This window comes from Paracoccus yeei ATCC BAA-599, assembly GCF_000622145.1.
Classification (GTDB): domain Bacteria; phylum Pseudomonadota; class Alphaproteobacteria; order Rhodobacterales; family Rhodobacteraceae; genus Paracoccus; species Paracoccus yeei.
The window spans coordinates 30,515-47,529 of record NZ_JHWH01000023.1 but is presented as its reverse complement, the minus strand read 5'-3'; the positions used below and the strand labels follow the sequence as shown (position 1 = coordinate 47,529).

13 protein-coding genes are annotated in these 17,015 nt (G+C 71.4%); 9 read left to right on the top strand and 4 right to left on the bottom strand.

Annotation, left to right across the window (positions count from 1 at the left end; translation table 11 throughout):
- Nucleotides 1-245: 245 nt before the first annotated feature.
- The gene (locus tag BU28_RS0113595) at nt 246-1,532 is read left to right on the top strand and encodes an O-acetylhomoserine aminocarboxypropyltransferase/cysteine synthase family protein (protein ID WP_028719970.1); all 1,287 of its coding nucleotides are present in this window, start codon (nt 246-248) and stop codon (nt 1,530-1,532) included.
- A 26-nt stretch (nt 1,533-1,558) separates the two neighbouring features.
- Here the strand turns inward: BU28_RS0113595 and BU28_RS0113590 are convergent, their stop codons facing one another.
- A complete protein-coding gene (locus tag BU28_RS0113590) occupies nt 1,559-2,386 on the bottom strand; it encodes an SIMPL domain-containing protein (RefSeq protein ID WP_028719969.1) in 828 nt (275 codons plus the stop codon).
- Between the two features lie 196 nt (nt 2,387-2,582).
- On the opposite strand from BU28_RS0113590, the gene BU28_RS0113585 reads away from it, so the two are divergent.
- The 5 genes from BU28_RS0113585 to BU28_RS0113565 all read left to right on the top strand — a co-directional run bounded on the left by BU28_RS0113585 (nt 2,583) and on the right by BU28_RS0113565 (nt 11,561).
- Nucleotides 2,583-5,921 carry a hypothetical protein gene (locus BU28_RS0113585; protein WP_028719968.1) on the top strand — a complete coding sequence of 1,113 codons (3,339 nt, stop codon included), beginning with the start codon at nt 2,583-2,585 and terminating at the stop codon, nt 5,919-5,921.
- A complete protein-coding gene (locus BU28_RS23035; protein WP_051578194.1) occupies nt 5,922-7,850 on the top strand; it encodes a cation:proton antiporter domain-containing protein in 1,929 nt (642 codons plus the stop codon). It begins immediately after the preceding gene.
- Between the two features lie 61 nt (nt 7,851-7,911).
- Nucleotides 7,912-9,426 carry an Asp-tRNA(Asn)/Glu-tRNA(Gln) amidotransferase subunit GatB gene (gene gatB, locus BU28_RS0113575; protein WP_028719967.1) on the top strand — a complete coding sequence of 505 codons (1,515 nt, stop codon included), beginning with the start codon at nt 7,912-7,914 and terminating at the stop codon, nt 9,424-9,426.
- 184 nt (nt 9,427-9,610) lie between these two features.
- Nucleotides 9,611-10,891 carry a DUF2254 domain-containing protein gene (locus tag BU28_RS0113570; protein WP_028719966.1) on the top strand — a complete coding sequence of 427 codons (1,281 nt, stop codon included), beginning with the start codon at nt 9,611-9,613 and terminating at the stop codon, nt 10,889-10,891.
- A 196-nt stretch (nt 10,892-11,087) separates the two neighbouring features.
- Nucleotides 11,088-11,561 carry a hypothetical protein gene (locus BU28_RS0113565; RefSeq protein WP_028719965.1) on the top strand — a complete coding sequence of 158 codons (474 nt, stop codon included), beginning with the start codon at nt 11,088-11,090 and terminating at the stop codon, nt 11,559-11,561.
- A 54-nt stretch (nt 11,562-11,615) separates the two neighbouring features.
- On the opposite strand, the gene BU28_RS0113560 is transcribed toward BU28_RS0113565, so the two are convergent.
- Nucleotides 11,616-11,825 carry a SlyX family protein gene (locus tag BU28_RS0113560; protein ID WP_028719964.1) on the bottom strand — a complete coding sequence of 70 codons (210 nt, stop codon included), beginning with the start codon at nt 11,823-11,825 and terminating at the stop codon, nt 11,616-11,618.
- Between the two features lie 48 nt (nt 11,826-11,873).
- Here BU28_RS0113560 and hisS point away from each other — a divergent pair, with 48 nt between their 5' ends.
- Genes hisS through hisG form a run of 3 tightly spaced genes read left to right on the top strand, consistent with a single transcriptional unit; the run spans nt 11,874 to nt 15,147 of the window.
- Nucleotides 11,874-13,409, top strand: a complete 1,536-nt coding sequence (gene hisS / locus BU28_RS0113555) for a histidine--tRNA ligase (protein WP_028719963.1) — start codon at nt 11,874-11,876, stop codon at nt 13,407-13,409.
- Nucleotides 13,406-14,473 carry an ATP phosphoribosyltransferase regulatory subunit gene (locus BU28_RS0113550; protein WP_028719962.1) on the top strand — a complete coding sequence of 356 codons (1,068 nt, stop codon included), beginning with the start codon at nt 13,406-13,408 and terminating at the stop codon, nt 14,471-14,473. The genes hisS and BU28_RS0113550 overlap by 4 nt, the downstream gene beginning before the upstream one ends.
- On the top strand, nt 14,470-15,147 hold the full coding sequence (gene hisG / locus BU28_RS0113545) for an ATP phosphoribosyltransferase (RefSeq protein ID WP_028719961.1): 678 nt from the start codon (nt 14,470-14,472) through the stop codon (nt 15,145-15,147). Before BU28_RS0113550 ends, hisG begins: the two co-directional genes overlap by 4 nt.
- On the opposite strand, the gene ruvX is transcribed toward hisG, so the two are convergent.
- Both ruvX and ccmI read right to left on the bottom strand, forming a co-directional pair.
- Nucleotides 15,142-15,621 (bottom strand): Holliday junction resolvase RuvX, encoded by a 480-nt coding sequence (gene ruvX / locus BU28_RS0113540; RefSeq protein WP_028719960.1) that lies wholly within the window; start codon nt 15,619-15,621, stop codon nt 15,142-15,144. The genes hisG and ruvX overlap by 6 nt on opposite strands.
- Nucleotides 15,618-16,838, bottom strand: coding sequence for a c-type cytochrome biogenesis protein CcmI (gene ccmI / locus BU28_RS0113535; protein WP_028719959.1), 1,221 nt, complete (start codon nt 16,836-16,838; stop codon nt 15,618-15,620). The genes ruvX and ccmI overlap by 4 nt, the downstream gene beginning before the upstream one ends.
- Nucleotides 16,839-17,015 lie beyond the last annotated feature (177 nt).

The following is a 17,015-nucleotide window of genomic DNA, read 5'->3' as shown; positions in this document are numbered from 1 at the left end:
GCCGCGCCCCGAGGGTGGCGCGGCCGCGATTTGGGTATTTGAACAACAAGGAAGACCTGCCCGTGGCGCGCGGGCTTTCCCCGTTCCTGCGTCAAGGGCGGCGGGAAACGTCCTGCCCCGTTTCCTTGTTGTTCAAATACCCATTCCTGCCTTGCCGCCCGTCCGAAGGGCGAAAGTTTTTCTTTGTCGTTGCAAGGGGCTGCTTCCTGTCCCACCCTCCGCCGCAGCAACTGGAGGAGTTCGCGATGAGCAATGAATGGGGCTTTGACACGACGGCGATCCATGCCGGCGCGGCGCCCGATCCCGCGACCGGGGCGCGGCAGGTGCCGATCTATCAGACCACGGCCTATGTCTTTAAGGATGCGGCCCATGCCGCGCGGCTGTTTGCCCTGCAGGAGGTCGGCTACATCTATTCGCGGCTGACCAATCCCACGGTGGCCGCGCTGCAGTCGCGCATCGCCGCGATGGAGGGGGGCGCGGGCGCCGTCTGCTGTTCCTCGGGCCACGCCGCACAGATCCTGGCGCTGTTCCCGCTGATGGGGCCGGGGCGCAACATCGTCGCCTCGACCCGGCTTTACGGCGGCACCGTCACCCAGTTCGCCCAGACCATCCGCCGCTTCGGCTGGAGCGCGCGCTTTGTCGATTTCGACGACCTGGACGCGCTGCGCGCCGCCGTGGACGGGGACACCCGCGCGATCTTTTGCGAATCGATCAGCAATCCGGGCGGCTATGTCACCGACATCCCGGCGGTAGCGCGGCTTGCGGAGGATCTCGGCCTGCCGCTGATCGTGGACAATACCCTCGCCACGCCCTGGCTTTGCAGGCCGATCGAGATGGGCGCCACCCTGGTCGTGCACAGCCTGACCAAGTACATGACCGGCAACGGCACGGTGACCGGCGGCGTGGTGGTCGACAGCGGGCGCTTCGACTGGTCGGCCAGCGACCGCTTCCCCAGCCTCTCGCAGCCCGAGCCCGCCTATCACGGGCTGACGTTCCATCAGGCCTTCGGCAACCTCGCCTTCACCTTTCACGGCATCGCCATCGGGCTGCGCGACCTCGGCATGACGCTGAACCCGCAGGCCGCCCATTACACGCTGATGGGGATCGAGACGCTGGGCTTGCGCATGGCCCGCCACGTCGAGAACGCCCGCGCGGTCGCCGAATGGCTGGAGCGCGACCCGCGCGTCGCCTCGGTCAGCTATGCGGGGCTGGAGTCCTCGCCCTGGCACGCCACCGCGCAGCGGGTCTGCCCGAAAGGGGCGGGGGCGCTCTTCACCTTTCGCATCAAGGGTGGATACGACGCGGCGGTCCGGCTGGTCGATGCCCTGAAGCTGTTCAGCCATGTGGCGAACCTGGGGGATGCGCGCTCGCTGGTGATCCATTCCGCCTCGACCACGCACAGCCAGCTGACGGACGACCAGAAGACCGCGGCCGGCGCGGGGCCCGACGTGGTGCGCCTGTCGGTCGGGATCGAGGACGCCGCCGACCTGATCGCCGATCTGGACCAGGCGCTGGCCGCCGCGACCGGCTGAGGATCGCGGCGGCGCGGGGTCTTGGCTCAGTTCGCCGGGGCCTCGGGTGCCTCGCCGTCGGGGGCAGGCGCATCGGGGGCAGGCGCGTCGCCGGGCAGCAGGTCATAGACCGCGCTGACCTGGGCGGTCACCGACAGCTCGCCCGCCTCGATGGGGGTGGCGTCGGCGGCCTTGGCCTCGGCCCGCATCATCATCGGCCGCGGCCCCTCGGCGACCGGCGCATCCGACAGCGCGCGCAGCGCGCCGAGCCGCATCCCGGCCGCCCCGGCCATCTGCTCGGCGCGGCGGCGGGCCTCGGCGATGGCGCGGGCGCGGGCCTCGTCGCGGGCGGCCTCCATGTCCTCGCGGGCAAAGCCGATGCCGTTGATCTCGTTCGCGCCGGTCTCGACCAGCTTGTCCAGCACCGGGCCCAGCCGGGCTAGGTCGCGGACCCGGACCGTGACCATGTTCTGCGCGGTATAGCCCGACAGCTTCGGCGGCTGGCCCTCGGCAAAGGCCATGCGCGGCGACAGGTTCAGCCCCGAGGTCTGGATGTCGCGCGCCGCGATCCCCTCGGCCTTCAGCGCGTCGATGACGGCCTGCTGGCGGGTGGCGTTCTGGGCCATCGCTTCCTGCGCGGTGGCGGCCTCGGTGCTGACGCCCAGCGAGATCGTGGCCATGTCGGGCTGGGTGGCAGACTGGCCCTCTCCGGTGACGCTCAGGCGGGCGGCGTGGGGCTTGGGATGACCCGGCATGGCGTGATGGGCGCCCGGCGCGGGCGGGGCGTCGCCCGGCGCGGGCATCTGCGCCAGGGCGGGCCCCGAGGCCAGCGCAAGAAGCGAGGCGGCGGCGATCAGGGGGCGGATAGCAGGCATGTCTGTCCCTCCTTGGGTGCGGCGGGCAAAGCCGCGTCGCACCTTGTTGCAGTAAGGCCGATATAACGTCGATTTTGCGCTCCTGCTCCCACACATTCCGGTGTTTGGCTTTTCACGCGGCGCGTTCTGCGATAGTCCGGAAGCATCATTGGGAATGTGCGCCACGGCGCCCGGAACTGTAAGGCAAAGCCTGCTGATGTCGCTTGATTCCGCTACCGAATATGCCCTCTCCTTCAGCGGGGACGCGGTCCACCTGCAGCATCGCGAACGCATGCCTGCGGTTGCGGGCCACCGGCGGCCGTGGCGTCACCTGGGCTCGGTCGAATTCGACGACCCGCAGTTTCGCGACAGCCTGACGCAGCTGCGCCGGATGGCCAGCGGGCAGGATGGCGATGCCGCCCTGCCGGTGACGCTGGTCATTCCCGACGACCAGATCCTGTACACCGGCCTGACGGTGGGCCCGGCGGCCGACCGGGAAAGCGCGGTCGGCCGGGCGCTGGACGGGCTGACCCCCTATCCCATCGCCGATCTCGCCTTCGACTGGGACGGCGACGGGGAGGCGGTGCAGGTGGCCGCCGTGGCGCGCCAGACCCTGCGCGAGGCGCGCGATTTCGCCGCGCAATACGGATTCGAGGGCACGGCCTATTGCGCGGACCCGCAGGACGGCGGCTTCCCGGGTGAGCCGGTCTTCGTGCTGGACCCGCCCGAGGCCCGCCGCCCGGCCTTTGCCGCGCCCAGGACCGGGGACGAGCCGCCCGAGACACCGGCCGCGGAAACCTCCGACGCGGAAACCCTCGCCGCCGAGACACGCGAAGACGAGACCCCCAAAGACGAAACTCCCGACACCGACGCGCTCGACGACGAAACGCCCACCATCGCCGCATCGGGCCGAGGGCTTTCCGCCGCGCAGCTGGAACTGCCCGCCGAGATGCCGGCCGAGGAGCCCGAGCCCGAGCCCACGTCCGAACCCGAACCCCAGCCCGAGGACGTTCCCGAGCCGAAGCCCGAGCCCGAGGACGCGCCCAGGCCCGAGCCACAGCCCGTCGAGGCGCCGGCGACCGATACCCCCGGAAATCCCGCCGAACCGGCCGAGGCTCCGGCCGAATCCGACCCGGTTCCCGTGGCCGATCCGCCCGCGCCCGAACAGGCCGAGGCGCCCGCATCCCAGTCCGCGCGGGTGCCGCCCGTCGTGCGCCACGCGCCGCGCAGCGCGACCGCCGCCGCCCCGGCGGCCCGCCGGCCCGAGCCGACCGAGCCGCGCGCCCGCGCCGTCCATGACCGCGCCGCCTCGGCCCGTCAGGTGCGGCTGGGAAGCCCGGTGGCCGGCCGCGAGCAGCCCCCGGCCGGCCCCCGGCCCGCGCCCCAGGCCGCGCCCGTCCTGACGCCGCGCCCCGATCCCGTCGCCGCCGCCGCGCCCCGCCCCGAGGCCGGCCGCCGCGGCAGTCTGGCCGGGCTTGTGGCGATGCTGGCCGCGCTGGTCCTGGGCCTGCTGCTGATCTGGAGCTTTGCCGTCCCCGGCGACGGCCCCGCCCAGGTGGTGGCCAGCGAAGAGGAACCCGCGCCCTCGGAAACCCCGGCGACGATTCCGGCGACGCCCGCGCCGGCGCCGGCCGCCGATCCGGCGCCCGCTGCGACGACCCCGGCGCCCGCCCAACCCGCGCCCGCCCCATCCGCTCCGGCCGAGGCGGCGGCCGAGGATGAGCCCGAGGACGCCGGCGCCCCCGCCCAGCTGCGCGCCGATCCGGCGGCCGAGATGGCGGCGCAGGAACCCGCCCCGGTCTCGGCGCTGACGCAGGATGAACAGCGCCGCGTGCTGATCGCCGCCGCAGCCGTCGCGGCGGCCGTGGTCCCGCCCGAAAGCCCGCGTGTCCAGCCCGCCGCCCAGCCGGCCCAGCCGGCCGCCGGCGCGGCACTGGCAGAGACCGCACCGACCCCCGAGCGTCCCCGCGCGGCACCCGCCGCCACCGCCACCCCGGCGCGGCCCGCGCCGCAACCGGCGGCGCAGCCCGCCCCATCGCGGGCGTCTGCGCCAACCCCGGCGCCGGCTGCGAGCCCGGTTGCGACCCCTGCTGCCACTCCGGCCGCGCGTCCGGCGCAGCCCGGCCTCGGCGCGCTGACCAGTTCGGCCCGGCCGCAGCTGTCCCCGCGCCGCAGCACGCCGCGCGCGACGACACCCCGCGTCGATACTCCGCCCGCCGTGCCGGCCAATCCCGTGCCCTTCGCGCAACGCGACCAGGCGGCGCGCCCGACCGCCAGTGCCCGGCCGCCCAGCCGTCCGCAACGGGCCGCGCCCGCCGCGACCCAGGCCGCCGCCCCGGCCCCCGTCCCGGCTTCGGCGATCCGGGCGAACCGCCCGCCGCCGCGGCCCGAAGGCTCGGCCCCCGACCTGATCCTGGACGAAGCCGCCGGGCTCGACCCGGCCGATCTGGACCAGATGGACGCGCTGGCCCGCGACATGCGCCGGCAGGGGCTGATCCCCGTGCCGCAGCGCGCCGCGCGCGACGCCCATCCCCCCGCCGGGTCCCGCCTGGCCGAGGCGCGGCCCCTGCGCAAGCCCGCCGGCCGGGGCGGGCGCAGCGTCAGCGACGCGGTTTCGCCCTCGGCGGTCGATGCGGCGCTGCGCTCGGCCACGACGCAGCCGCCGCCAGACCGGCCCGACACAGCGAAGACGGCCACGACGCCCGCCCGGACCTCGGGCGGGCTTTTGCATGGCTCGCTGCGCCCGGTGGCAAGGCCCGGCCGGGACGGCGCCGCCCGCTCGGCCGGGCATGCCGCCGAGAAGCCTGCCGAAAAGCCAGCCGGCAAGCCCAGCGAAAGCGCCATCGAAAGCGCCATTGCCGCCGCCGTCGATGCCTCGCCGGCGACCCCGGGCGGCGTCGGCCTGGCGGCGCTGGCCTCCTCGCCGCTGCCGCCGCGCCGCGCGACGCCGCTGGCCCCGTCGGCCGCTGCTGCTGCCGCCGCCGCGCCCGCCGCCGCTGCTGCTGCGGCCGCGACGCCTGCGGCACCGACCCCGGCTGCCGCCGCCGCGCCGGGGCCGACGGAATCCGAAATCGCCGCCCGCCGCGCGCTCGACGAACAGCTTCAGGCCCAGGCCGAGGCGCGCATCCGCGCGCGCGCCGCCGCCGACGCCGCCGCCGAGGCCCAGGCCCGCGCCCAGGCCGAGGCCCGCGCCCGCGCCCAGGCCGAGGCCGAGGAGCGCGCCGCCCGCGCCCGCCGCCAGGACTACAAGCCGCCCGAGATCGACAACGAACCCGAGATCGCCGCCAACATGGCGCGCGGCGGCACCACCGCGGCCAGCGTCGCCCGCGCCGCCACCCAGTCGCGCGGCATCGACATGGGCCGCACCACGATCATCGGCATCATCGGCGCGGGCCAGGCCAGCCGCGCGCTGATCCGGCTGCGCAACGGCAAGGTCGTGACGGTGCGGCTGGGCGACCGCATCGACGGCGGCACGATCAATTCGATCGGCAATGGCCGGCTGACCTATGTGAAATCGGGCCAGACCCGCGAATTGCGCATGCTGGACGGGAGATAGATGGAATCCTTCCTGCTGCTCGCCACGGTCTATCTGATGACCATGGTCGTCGCCGTGCCGCTGTCGGCGCGGCTGGGGCTTGGGTCGGTTCTGGGCTATCTCATCTCGGGCATCCTGATCGGCCCGGTCCTGGGCCTGGCGGGCTCCGAGGGCGAGATGGCCGACCTGCAGCATTTCGCCGAATTCGGCGTGGTGATGATGCTGTTCCTGATCGGGCTGGAACTTGAGCCGCGCGCGCTCTGGCAGATGCGCCAGCGGCTGATCGGGCTGGCGGGAATGCAGATCCTGGGCACCGTCGCCCTGCTGGCGCTGGTGGCGCTGGCGCTGCGGCAAAGCTGGCAGGTGGCGCTGACGCTCGGCATGATCCTGTCGCTCAGCTCGACCGCCATCGTGCTCCAGACCCTGTCCGAGAAATCGCTGATGCAGACGGCCGGCGGGCGCAGCGCCTTCGCCGTGCTGCTGACCCAGGACATCGCCGTGATCCCGATGATCGCGCTGATGCCGCTGCTGGCGCCCCGCGCCATGGCCCTGGCCGAGGAGGACCAAGGCGGCGCCGCCTTCATGCACAGCCTGCCGGGCTGGGCGGCGGCGCTGGTGACGCTGGGGGCGGTGGCGGGCGTCATCCTGATCGGCCAGTACCTGATCCGCCCGGCCTTCCGCTATGTCTATTCCGCGCGGCTGAACGAACTCGACACCGCGCTCGCGCTCCTGATCGTGGTGGGCATCGCCTCGCTGATGGAGATCGTGGGCCTCTCTCCCGCGCTCGGCACCTTCCTCGCCGGGGTGATGCTCGCGGGCTCCGAGTTCCGCCACGAGCTCGAAGGCCAGATCGCCCCGTTCAAGGGGCTGCTCCTGGGCCTGTTCTTCATCACCGTGGGCGCGGGCATGGATTTCGGCCTGCTGTTCCAGATGCCGGCCCTGGTGCTGGGCGTCACCGTCACCGTCATCGCGATCAAGGCGCTGGTCCTGCACGGGGTCGCCCGCGTCACCGGGCTCAAGGGCCGCGACCGCACGCTTTTCACCCTGTCCTTGGCGCAGGCGGGCGAATTCGGCTTCGTCCTCATCTCCTATGCCGTGTCGCTGGCGGTGCTGCCCCGGCCCCTGGCGCAGGGGATGCTGCTGGTCATCGCGCTCTCGATGCTGGCGACGCCCCTTCTGTTCATCCTGTCGGACTTCATCTCGCGCCGCCTGGCCGAGGAACGCGCCGACCTGCCCCCGGACGACATCCCCGAACAGCAGCCCGTCATCATCGCGGGCGTCGGCCGCTTCGGCCAGGTGGTGAACCGCCTCGTCACCATGTCGGGCTTCCGCACCACCGTGCTCGACCACGACCTCGAGGTCATCCAGCTCATGCGCCGCTTCGGCTTCAAGGGCTATTTCGGCGACCCGACCCGCCCGGAAATCCTGACCGCCGCCGGCCTCGACAAGGCCCGCATCCTGGTCGCCGCGCTGGACGATCCGCAGGCCAACCTGCGCCTGATCCGCTATGCCAAGGAAAAGCGCCCCGACATCGTGGTGATCGCCCGCGCCCGCGACCGGGTGAACGTGTTCCAGCTTTACGATGCCAAGGCCGACCATATCGTGCGCGAAACCTTCGACAGCTCGCTGCGCGCCGGCCGCTATGTCCTGGAACACGTGGGCCTGTCGGAATACGAGGCATCCGAGCTGGAGCGCATCTTCTATCGCATGGACCGCGCCAGCCTGCGCGAACTGGCCGAGGTCTGGAAGCCGGGCGTGCCGCTGCAGGACAATCCCGACTACATCCGCCTCAGCCGCGAAATGAACCGCCAGCTGGAACAGGCGCTGGCCCAGCGCTTCGCCCAGGGGCCCGCCGCCGGCCCGGTCACGACGGACACCGACGACGAGGCCCCCGAACACGGCCTGCCGCCGGTCGCGCCCCGGCCCCCGGCCCGCGCCGCCGGCCGCTAGGACGCTTGCCCCGCGCGCGCCAAGGGCCTAGAACGACCCGCGAAATGCCAGGGGAAACGCCATGCTCGACCATCTGACCTATACCGCGCCGGAACCCAAGGTGATCGCCGGGGCCAAGGGCGACTGGGAACTGGTCATCGGGCTCGAGGTCCATGCCCAGGTCGCCTCGAACGCGAAGCTCTTTTCCGGCGCCTCGACCGGCTTCGGGGCGGAGCCGAACAGCCACGTGGCCTTCGTCGATGCCGCCATGCCCGGCATGCTGCCCGTCATCAACGAATTCTGCGTGGCCCAGGCGGTCAAGACCGGACTCGGCCTCAAGGCCGCGATCAACCTGCGCTCGGCCTTCGACCGCAAGAACTATTTCTACCCCGACCTGCCGCAAGGCTACCAGATCAGCCAGCTGTACCACCCCATCGTGGGCGAGGGCGAGGTGATCGTGGACATGGGCCCCGGCGTCGCCCGCCGCGTGCGCATCGAGCGCATCCACCTGGAACAGGACGCGGGCAAGTCGATCCACGACATGGACCCGACCATGTCCTTCGTCGACCTGAACCGCACCGGCGTCGCGCTGATGGAGATCGTCTCGCGCCCCGACATCCGCGGACCCGAGGAGGCGGCGGCCTATGTCGCGAAACTCCGCCAGATCATGCGCTATCTGGGCACCTGCGACGGCAACATGCAGAACGGCAACCTGCGCGCCGACGTGAACGTCTCGGTCTGCAAGCCGGGCGATTACGAACGCTATCAGGAAACCCAGGACTTCAGCCACCTGGGCACACGCTGCGAGATCAAGAACATGAACTCGCTGCGCTTCATCCAGGCCGCCATCGAATACGAGGCGCGCCGCCAGATCGCCATTCTGGAAGACGGCGGCACGGTGGTGCAGGAAACCCGCCTCTACGATCCCGACAACGGCGAGACGCGCTCGATGCGGTCGAAAGAGGAAGCGCACGACTACCGCTATTTCCCCGATCCCGACCTGCTGCCCCTGGACATCGAACAGGAATGGGTGGATGGCATCGCGCAGTCGATGCCCGAACTGCCGGACGAAAAAAAGGCCCGCTTCGTCAAGGAACTCGGCCTTTCCGAATACGATGCCGGCGTGCTGACCGCCGAGGTCGAAAGCGCCGACTATTTCGAGGCAGTCGCGCAGGGACGCGACGGCAAGATGGCCGCGAACTGGGTCATCAACGAACTGTTCGGCCGCCTGAACAAGGAAGGCCTCAGCGTCGAGACCTCGCCCGTTTCCGCCGCCCAGCTTGGCGGCGTGATCGACCTGATCGGCTCGGGCGCGATTTCCGGCAAGATCGCCAAGGAACTGTTCGAGATCCTCTGGACCGAGGGCGGCGACCCCGCCGCCATCGTCGAGGAACGCGGCATGAAACAGGTCACCGACCTGGGCGCCATCGAAAAGGCAGTGGACGACATCATCGCCGCGAACCCCGCGCAGGTGGAAAAGGCGCGTGCCAACCCCAAGCTTGCGGGCTGGTTCGTGGGCCAGGTCCTGAAGGCCACCGGCGGCAAGGCCAATCCGGCGGCCGTGCAGGACCTGGTGGCGAAAAAGCTGGGCGCGTAACGGCGCGCCAAGGGGGCGACATCATCGCCAGCCTCCCCCGCCTTGAACGGGCCAGCCGCTGTCAGACCGGCTGTTTTGGGGTCGGGGTGCCCAAGGTGACCCGACCCTGGCCCTGCGCCTGCCGGGAACCGGGGCCGGGCTGCGGCGCTTCCCCCGCGATACCGCAGCACTACAAGGATCGCCCATGACACGCTGGCGCTGGCTCATGTCGCAACTCCTGCGCAAGCTCTGGCTGCGCGCGACCTGCTTTGCGCTTCTGGGCGTGTTCTCGGCGGTGGTGGCGATCTGGGCGCAGCACCTGATCCCCTGGCAGGTTGCGGACTGGATCGGCTCGGACGCGGTCGACAGCCTTCTGAACATCATCGCCAGCTCGATGCTGGCGGTGACCACCTTCTCGCTCTCGGTAATGAACTCGGCCTATTCGGCGGCCACCACCAACGTCACCCCCCGCGCCACCCGCCTGCTGGTCGAGGATCGGCTGGCCCAGAACGTGCTGTCGACCTTCATCGGATCGTTCCTGTTCAGCATCGTCGGCATCATCGTGCTGCGCACCGGCGCCTATGGTCCGGGCGGCCGGGCGGTGCTGTTCCTGGTCACCATCGCCGTGGTGGCGGTCATCGTCATCATGCTGCTGCGCTGGATCGAACACCTGACCCGGCTGGGCCGCGTCGGCGAAACCACCCAGCGCGTCGAACAGGCGACGCACCGGGCCCTGCGCGACCGGCTGGACGATCCCTGGCTGGGCGGCGTGGCCCTGACGCCCGAACGGGCGACGGTGCCCGGCGACGCCATGACGGTGCTGGCCGGCCAGATCGGCTATCTGCAGCACATCGACATGTTCGCCCTGTCGGATTGCGCCGACAAGGCGGGGTGCGACATCCACCTGCTGCACAACCCCGGCGCCTTTCTTTACCCCGACAGCGTGCTGGCCTGGGCGCGCTGGCCACAGGGCGATGCGCAGACCCGCCAGGACTTCCGCCAGGGCGTGCGCGCGGCCTTCACCCTGGGCGACACCCGCCTTTTCGACCAGGATCCGCGCTTCGGCCTCGCCGTCCTCAGCGAGATCGGCTCGCGCGCGCTCTCGCCCGCGACCAATGACCCCGGCACCGCCATCGACGTGATCGGCCGCGCGACCCGGCTTCTGGCGGAATGGGGCGGGGCCGACCTGCGCGGCGCGGCGGCCGAACCGGACCACCCCCGCGTCCACGTCCCGCCCCTGACCGATGCCGATCTTTTCGAGGACGCCTTCATGCTGATGGCCCGCGACGGCGCCGGCCTGATCGAGGTGCAGCTGCGCCTGCAGAAAAGCCTGGCCGCCCTGGCGCGGCTCGGACCGGACTCGTTTCGCGCCGCCGCGCGCGACCAGGCCGCCCTGGCGCTCGCCCGTGCCGAATCCGGGCTGACCCAGCCCCAGGACCTCGCCCGCCTGCGGGCCGAGATCGCCGCCAGCGCGGGTCCGGCGTGATCCGTCCGGCCGCGCCTCCGGTGTACGCCCTGTGTACGCGCGCTGTACGCCCCGTGCACGCCCGGAACAGCGAAAACCCCGGCAAACGCAGGGGTTCGGCGCCCCGCCGCCCGGCCCGGTGCACCGCGCAACGCCCGCAGCCGTTGCGAAGCGCCCGGCTTGCGCCTAACCTGCCGCCAAAGGAAAGGCCACGGTCATGAGCAGCTACGAATACATCGCCATTCCCGCCCCCGCGCGCGGGGAAAAGATCAGGGGCGCCAAGACCGGCATCGACCGTTTCGCCGCCACCCTCACCGACACGCTGAACCGCATGGCCGGCGACGGCTGGGACTATGTCCGCGCCGAAACCCTGCCGGCCGAGGAACGCTCGGGCCTGACCAGCCGCACGACCGTCTATCACAACCTGCTGATTTTCCGGCGCTCCCTGGCCGCCGCGCAGCCCATGCCGGACCCCGTCCACGCCGCCCCCGAACCCGCGCCCGCACCCGTGCCGGAACCTGCGCCCGCGCCCGAACCCGCCGAAACCACCCCGCCGGTCCGCGCGCCTTTCAGCCAGCCCATGCGCGCCATGCCGAAACAGCAGCAGCAGGCCCGCCCGGCCGAGCCGCCCCTGACCGCGCCCGCGCCGACCACGCCGCCCGGCCCGCGCCTGGGCCCGGCAAACCGCTGATCCTTCACCGTTTTTCAAATACCCCGGGGCGCGGGGCAGCGCCCCGCAAGACGCCTACCAATGCGGCGGGCGCTGGTCGGCCAGCGGGATCGTGCCGCCCTCGGCCTCGCGTTCGGCCTCCCGCTCCATCAGCAGGCCGACGCGCCGCGACAGCCGGAGGATCTCGCGCTCCTGCCGGGCCACGACCTCGGACAGATCCTCGACCACCCGGCCCAGATGCGCCACGGCCTCCTCCAGCCGCAGGATTCGCTCGTCCTTGTCCATCCAGCCTCCATCCGCTAGACCCGCGCCTGGAAAAGCCCGAGGCAAACCATGGCGAAAGATCAAAAGAAACAGCCCCGTCCCAAGGCCGAAACACCCAAGGGGTTCCGTGACTATTTCGGCGCGGACGTCACCGAACGCAAGCAGATGCTGGACCGCATCGCCGAGATCTATCATCGCCACGGCTTCGATCCCCTGGAAACCAGCGCGGTGGAGACCGTCGAGGCGCTCGGGAAATTCCTGCCTGACGTGGACCGCCCGAACGCCGGCGTCTTCGCCTGGCAGGAAGCCGACGTTCCGGGCGGTGGCGCCGGCGACTGGCTGGCGCTGCGCTATGACCTGACCGCGCCGCTCGCGCGCGTCGCGGCGCAGTTCCGAAACGATCTGCCCAGCCCCTATCGCCGCTATGCCATGGGCCCGGTCTGGCGCAACGAAAAGCCGGGGCCCGGCCGGTTCCGCCAGTTCTATCAATGCGATGCCGATACCGTGGGCTCCGCCTCGGTCGCCGCGGATGCCGAGATCTGCGCCATGCTGGCGGCGGCGCTGGAACATGCCGGAATCGCCCGCGGCGATTACCTGATCCGCATCAACAACCGCAAGGTGCTGAACGGCATCCTGGAATCCATGGGCGTGGATCAGGGCAAGCCCGCCGACGACGTGCTGCGCACCATCGACAAGTTCGACAAGGTCGGCGAGGAGGGCGTGCGCCAGCTGCTGACCTCGGGCCGCAAGGACGACAGCGGCGCCTTTATCGAGGGCGTGGGGCTCAGCCCCGAACAGGCCGGGCCGGTGCTGGCCTTCCTGACCTCAAAAGGCGCCAATAACGCGGAAACGCTGGGCAATCTGCGCGCCGCCGTCGGCGCCTCGGCCGTGGGGGCAGAAGGCGTCGAGGAACTGGCCCAGATCGCCGACATGCTTGCAGCGATGGGCGTGGCCGAGGATCGGGCGATCATCGACCCCTCGATCGTGCGCGGCCTTGGCTATTATACCGGCCCGGTGTTCGAGGCCGAATTGACCTTTGAAATCCTGGACGAAAAAGGCCGCAAGCGCCAGTTCGGTTCGGTCGCCGGCGGCGGGCGTTACGATGGCCTCGTGGAACGCTTCACCGGGCAAAAGGTGCCCGCGACCGGGGTTTCCATCGGCGTCGACCGTCTGCTGGCCGCCCTGCGCGCCAAGGGGCTGATGGGCGGGACCGAGCCGGGCCCGGTCGTCGTCACCGTCATGGACCGCGACCGCATGGCCGATTATCAGGCCATGGCGGCGGAATTGCGCGCCGCCGGCATCCGGGCCGAGGTCTATCTGGGCAACCCCAAGAACTTCGGCAACCAGTTGAAATATGCCGACAAGCGTGGTTCAGAAATCGCTGTTATTCAAGGTGCGGACGAAGCTGAGCGCGGCGTGCTCCAGATAAAGGATCTTCACCTCGGGGCAATTGTATCAAATACCAATTTGAGCCACGAGGAATGGAAGTCCCATCCAACACAGATTGAAGTATCTCGCGACAAGCTGGTTGAGGCTGTTCAAGGGCTTGAGCGGACGATCGGGTGGCGCAAACAAGAGCGAGCCAAGTTGCTGGATAGAAAATGACCAAGCGCGCCAAACAGGCCATCGGCCAGCAGATCCTGGCGGCCTTCCGCGCCGCTGGCGCCGTCGAGGTCGCGCCCGACATCCTGCTCGAGGCGGAAACGCTGCTGGACCTTTACGGCGAGGATATCCGCGCCCGCGCCTATGTCACGCAGGACCCGATCCGGGGCGAGATGATGCTGCGGCCCGACTTCACCGTGCCGGTGGTGCAGATGCACATGCGGAACGGCGCCGAGCCGGCGCGCTATTGCTACCTGGGCGAGGTGTTCCGCAAGCAGGACCACGGCGACACCCGGCCCGAACATCCGCGCGACAACGAATACCTTCAGGCGGGGTTCGAGCTGTTCGCCCGCGACCCGGATGCCGACGCCGAGGTCTTCGCGCTGTTCCATTCCATCCTCAAGCCGTTGGATTTGCAGGCGACCATGGGGGACATGGACCTGCTGATGGATGCGGTGCGCGCGCTGCCCCTGTCGGGCGCGCGCCGTGCGGCGCTGCTGCATCACATCTGGCGGCCGAAGCGCTTTGCCAAGGCGCTGGCCCGGTTCGCAGCGCCCAGCGCGCCGCGCCGGTTCGAGGCGTCGGCCGCGCCCTGGAACGGCCTGCGCTCGCGCGAGGAAATGCAGGCCCGCATCGCCCGGCTTCAGGCCGACGCCGCCGAGACGCCGCTGCCGGCCATCTGGGCCGAACGGTTGCAGCGCCTGTTCACCGTCGACGCCCCGGCGCCGCAGGCGCTGGCCGACTTGCGCGCGCTGGCGACGGAAATCCCCGACATCGCCGAGGCGGTGGACCGGCTGGCGCGCAACCTGGCGCTGCTGTCCGCGCGCGGCATCGACGTGGGCGCCATCCGCTTTGACGCCAGCCACGGCCGGCACACGATGGAATATTACGACGGCATGACCTTCAGCTTCGTGGCGCCGGGCCGTGCCGACTGGCCGCCGGTCGCCTCGGGCGGGCGCTATGACGCGCTGGCCGCCGTGCTGGGGCAGGCGCAGGGCCGCTCGATCCCTGCGGTGGGGGGCATCATCCGCCCCGGTCTGGTCCATGAACTCGGGGGCCTTTCATGATCCGGCTGGGGGTGCCGTCCAAGGGGCGGCTGATGGAGCAGACCTTCGACTGGTTCGCCGAACGCGGCGTGCAGCTGTCGCGCGCCGGGTCGGACCGCGAATATGCCGGCCGCGTCGAGGGGGCCGAGAATGTCGCGCTGGTGCTGTTGTCGGCGGGCGAGATCCCGCGCGAACTCAGCGCCGGGCGCATCCACCTGGGCGTCACCGGCACCGACCTGATCCGCGAGAAGCTGGCCGGCTGGCGCAGCCATGTCGAGGAACTGGCGCCGATGGGCTTCGGCCACGCCGACCTGATCCTGGCCGTGCCGGCCTGCTGGGCCGACTGCGAGACGCTGGACGATTTCGCCACCATCGCCCGCGACTTCCGCGCCGAACATGGCTTTCGCCTGCGCATCGCCACCAAGTATCACCGGCTGGTGCGGGCCTGGCTTTCGGCCGAGGAGGTCGCCGATTACCAGCTGGTCGACAGCCAGGGCGCGACCGAAGGCACGGTCGCGAACCTGACCGCCGAGGCCATCGCCGACATCACCTCGTCGGGGGAAACCCTGCGCGCCAACCACCTCAAGATCATCGGGGGCGAGCCGATCCTGCGCAGCCAGGCGACGCTGCTGCGCTCGCTCGCGGCGGGGGACGAGGCCGAGGTGCGCGCCTTTGCGCTGCGGCTGGGGCTATAGGCCCTCAGCCGCCAGATGGCGCAGCCGGTCCAGCGCGCCTTGCAGGATATAGCCCGCCGCGACCTGGTCGATGACCTCGGCCCGGCGCTTGCGCGAGGTGTCGCCCTCGAGCAGGGCGCGTTCGGCGGCGACGGTGGACAGGCGTTCGTCCCAGAAGCCGATGGGCAGGGGCGTCAGTCGCTCCAGGTTGCGGGCAAAGGCGCGGGTCGATTGCGCGCGCGGCCCCTCGGACCCGTCCATGTTGCGCGGCAGGCCCAGGACGATGCCCACCAGCGCGCGATCCGCCACGATCTTCAGCAGGGCCTGGGCGTCCAGCGTGAACTTTTCGCGCCGGATCACCAGCAGCGGCGAGGCGACGCCGCGCAGCCCGTCGCTGACCGCGACGCCGATGGTCTTGGTCCCCAGGTCCAGCCCGGCGATGGCGCCGGTGCGGGGCAGGGCGGCGGCGAAATCCTCGATGGCGGCGCAGATCATTCCAGCCCCGCCTTTCCAGCCGCCTCGGCGATGACGGCCAGCGCCTTGGGCGTGGCGGAAAAGCGGGCGCGGGCCTCGGCCAGGATGTCGCGGGCGTGGTCCTGGCGTCCGATCACGACCAGCGCGCCGATCAGCCGCGCCCATTCGTCGGGCGCGCCGCCCTGGGTCGCAAGCCGGGTCTCCAGCCCCTCGACCATGCCTTCGACCATGCGGCGGCGGTCCTCGGGCGTCATGGCCTCGGCCGCCGCCATGGCCTCGGCATCGGGGCCGGGCAGGGCGGTGCCGGAAGGTTCGGGCGGGGTATAGCCGGGCTGGCCCGCGAACCAGGCAAGATCCTGGATCGAGGCGCGGATCGGCGCGAGCCACGGCGCGTCCGCCGGCCCCTCGGCCAGAAGCGCGGCCCAGACCGGGAAGGCGCGGTCGGGCCGGCCGTTCTGGATCTGCAAGAGACCAGCCATGAAGCGGGCCTGCGGATCGCGCGGGTCCAGTTGCAGGGCGCGGGCCATCTGGGCCTCGGCCTCGGGGGTGATCAGCCCGCCCGCCGCCTCGGCCATCAGCGCGGCCAGGCGGGCGTGGTCGGCGGCGGTGGCGTCCGTGCCGCGCAGTGCCACCAGATCCCCTTGCGCCTTGCGCGCGGCGGCCAGGTTGCCCAACCGCTCCTCGTGCAGGGCCAGCAGTTCCAGGCCCCGGGGATCGTTCGGGTTCGCGGAGACGGCGGCGCGCAGCTCTTCGATCAGGCGCAGGTATTCGGCATCGGGCTGCGGGCGCTGGACCTTGGGGGCGGCGGCCTCGGCCTGGGCCTGGGTGGGCCGGGCGTCGTAGCGGGCCTGCGCCGCGGCGATGCGCGTGGCGATGGGCTCGTCGGGCCGCTGCGGCGCGCCGAGATCGCGGTAAAGCAGGAAGGCCCCGCCCAGCAGCGCCAGCAGCACCGCGACGGCCAGCGGCCCGCCCGGGGCGCGGGCGCGCTCGGCCTGACGCTCCAGCGCGCGGTCGGCGGCCAAGACCTTGCGCCCGATCTCGGTGCGCAGCCGCTCGGCCTCGGCGGGCTCGATCAGCCGGCGCTCCAGGTCGCGCCCGACCTCGCGCAGCTGGTCGCGATAGACCCGCAGGTCATAGGCGGCGGCGGGCGCCTCGGTGCCGCTGCCCCGGCGCATCAGGGGCGCGGCGACCGCAATCGCCACCACCGCCGTCAGCGCGGCGCAGATGATCCAGAACATCGCATCCCCTTCATTGCGGTTCCCGCTTCATAGCCGGTTTGCGCGGCGCGAAAAAGCCACAGACCTGCGACAAGGCGCGCGGGGCCCCCGGGCGGAACATCTGCGCCGTCCCTGACGCATTCCGACAATTTTCCCGTCGCAACGCGGCTTGCCCGAAAGGCCCCGAAAATCCACTGT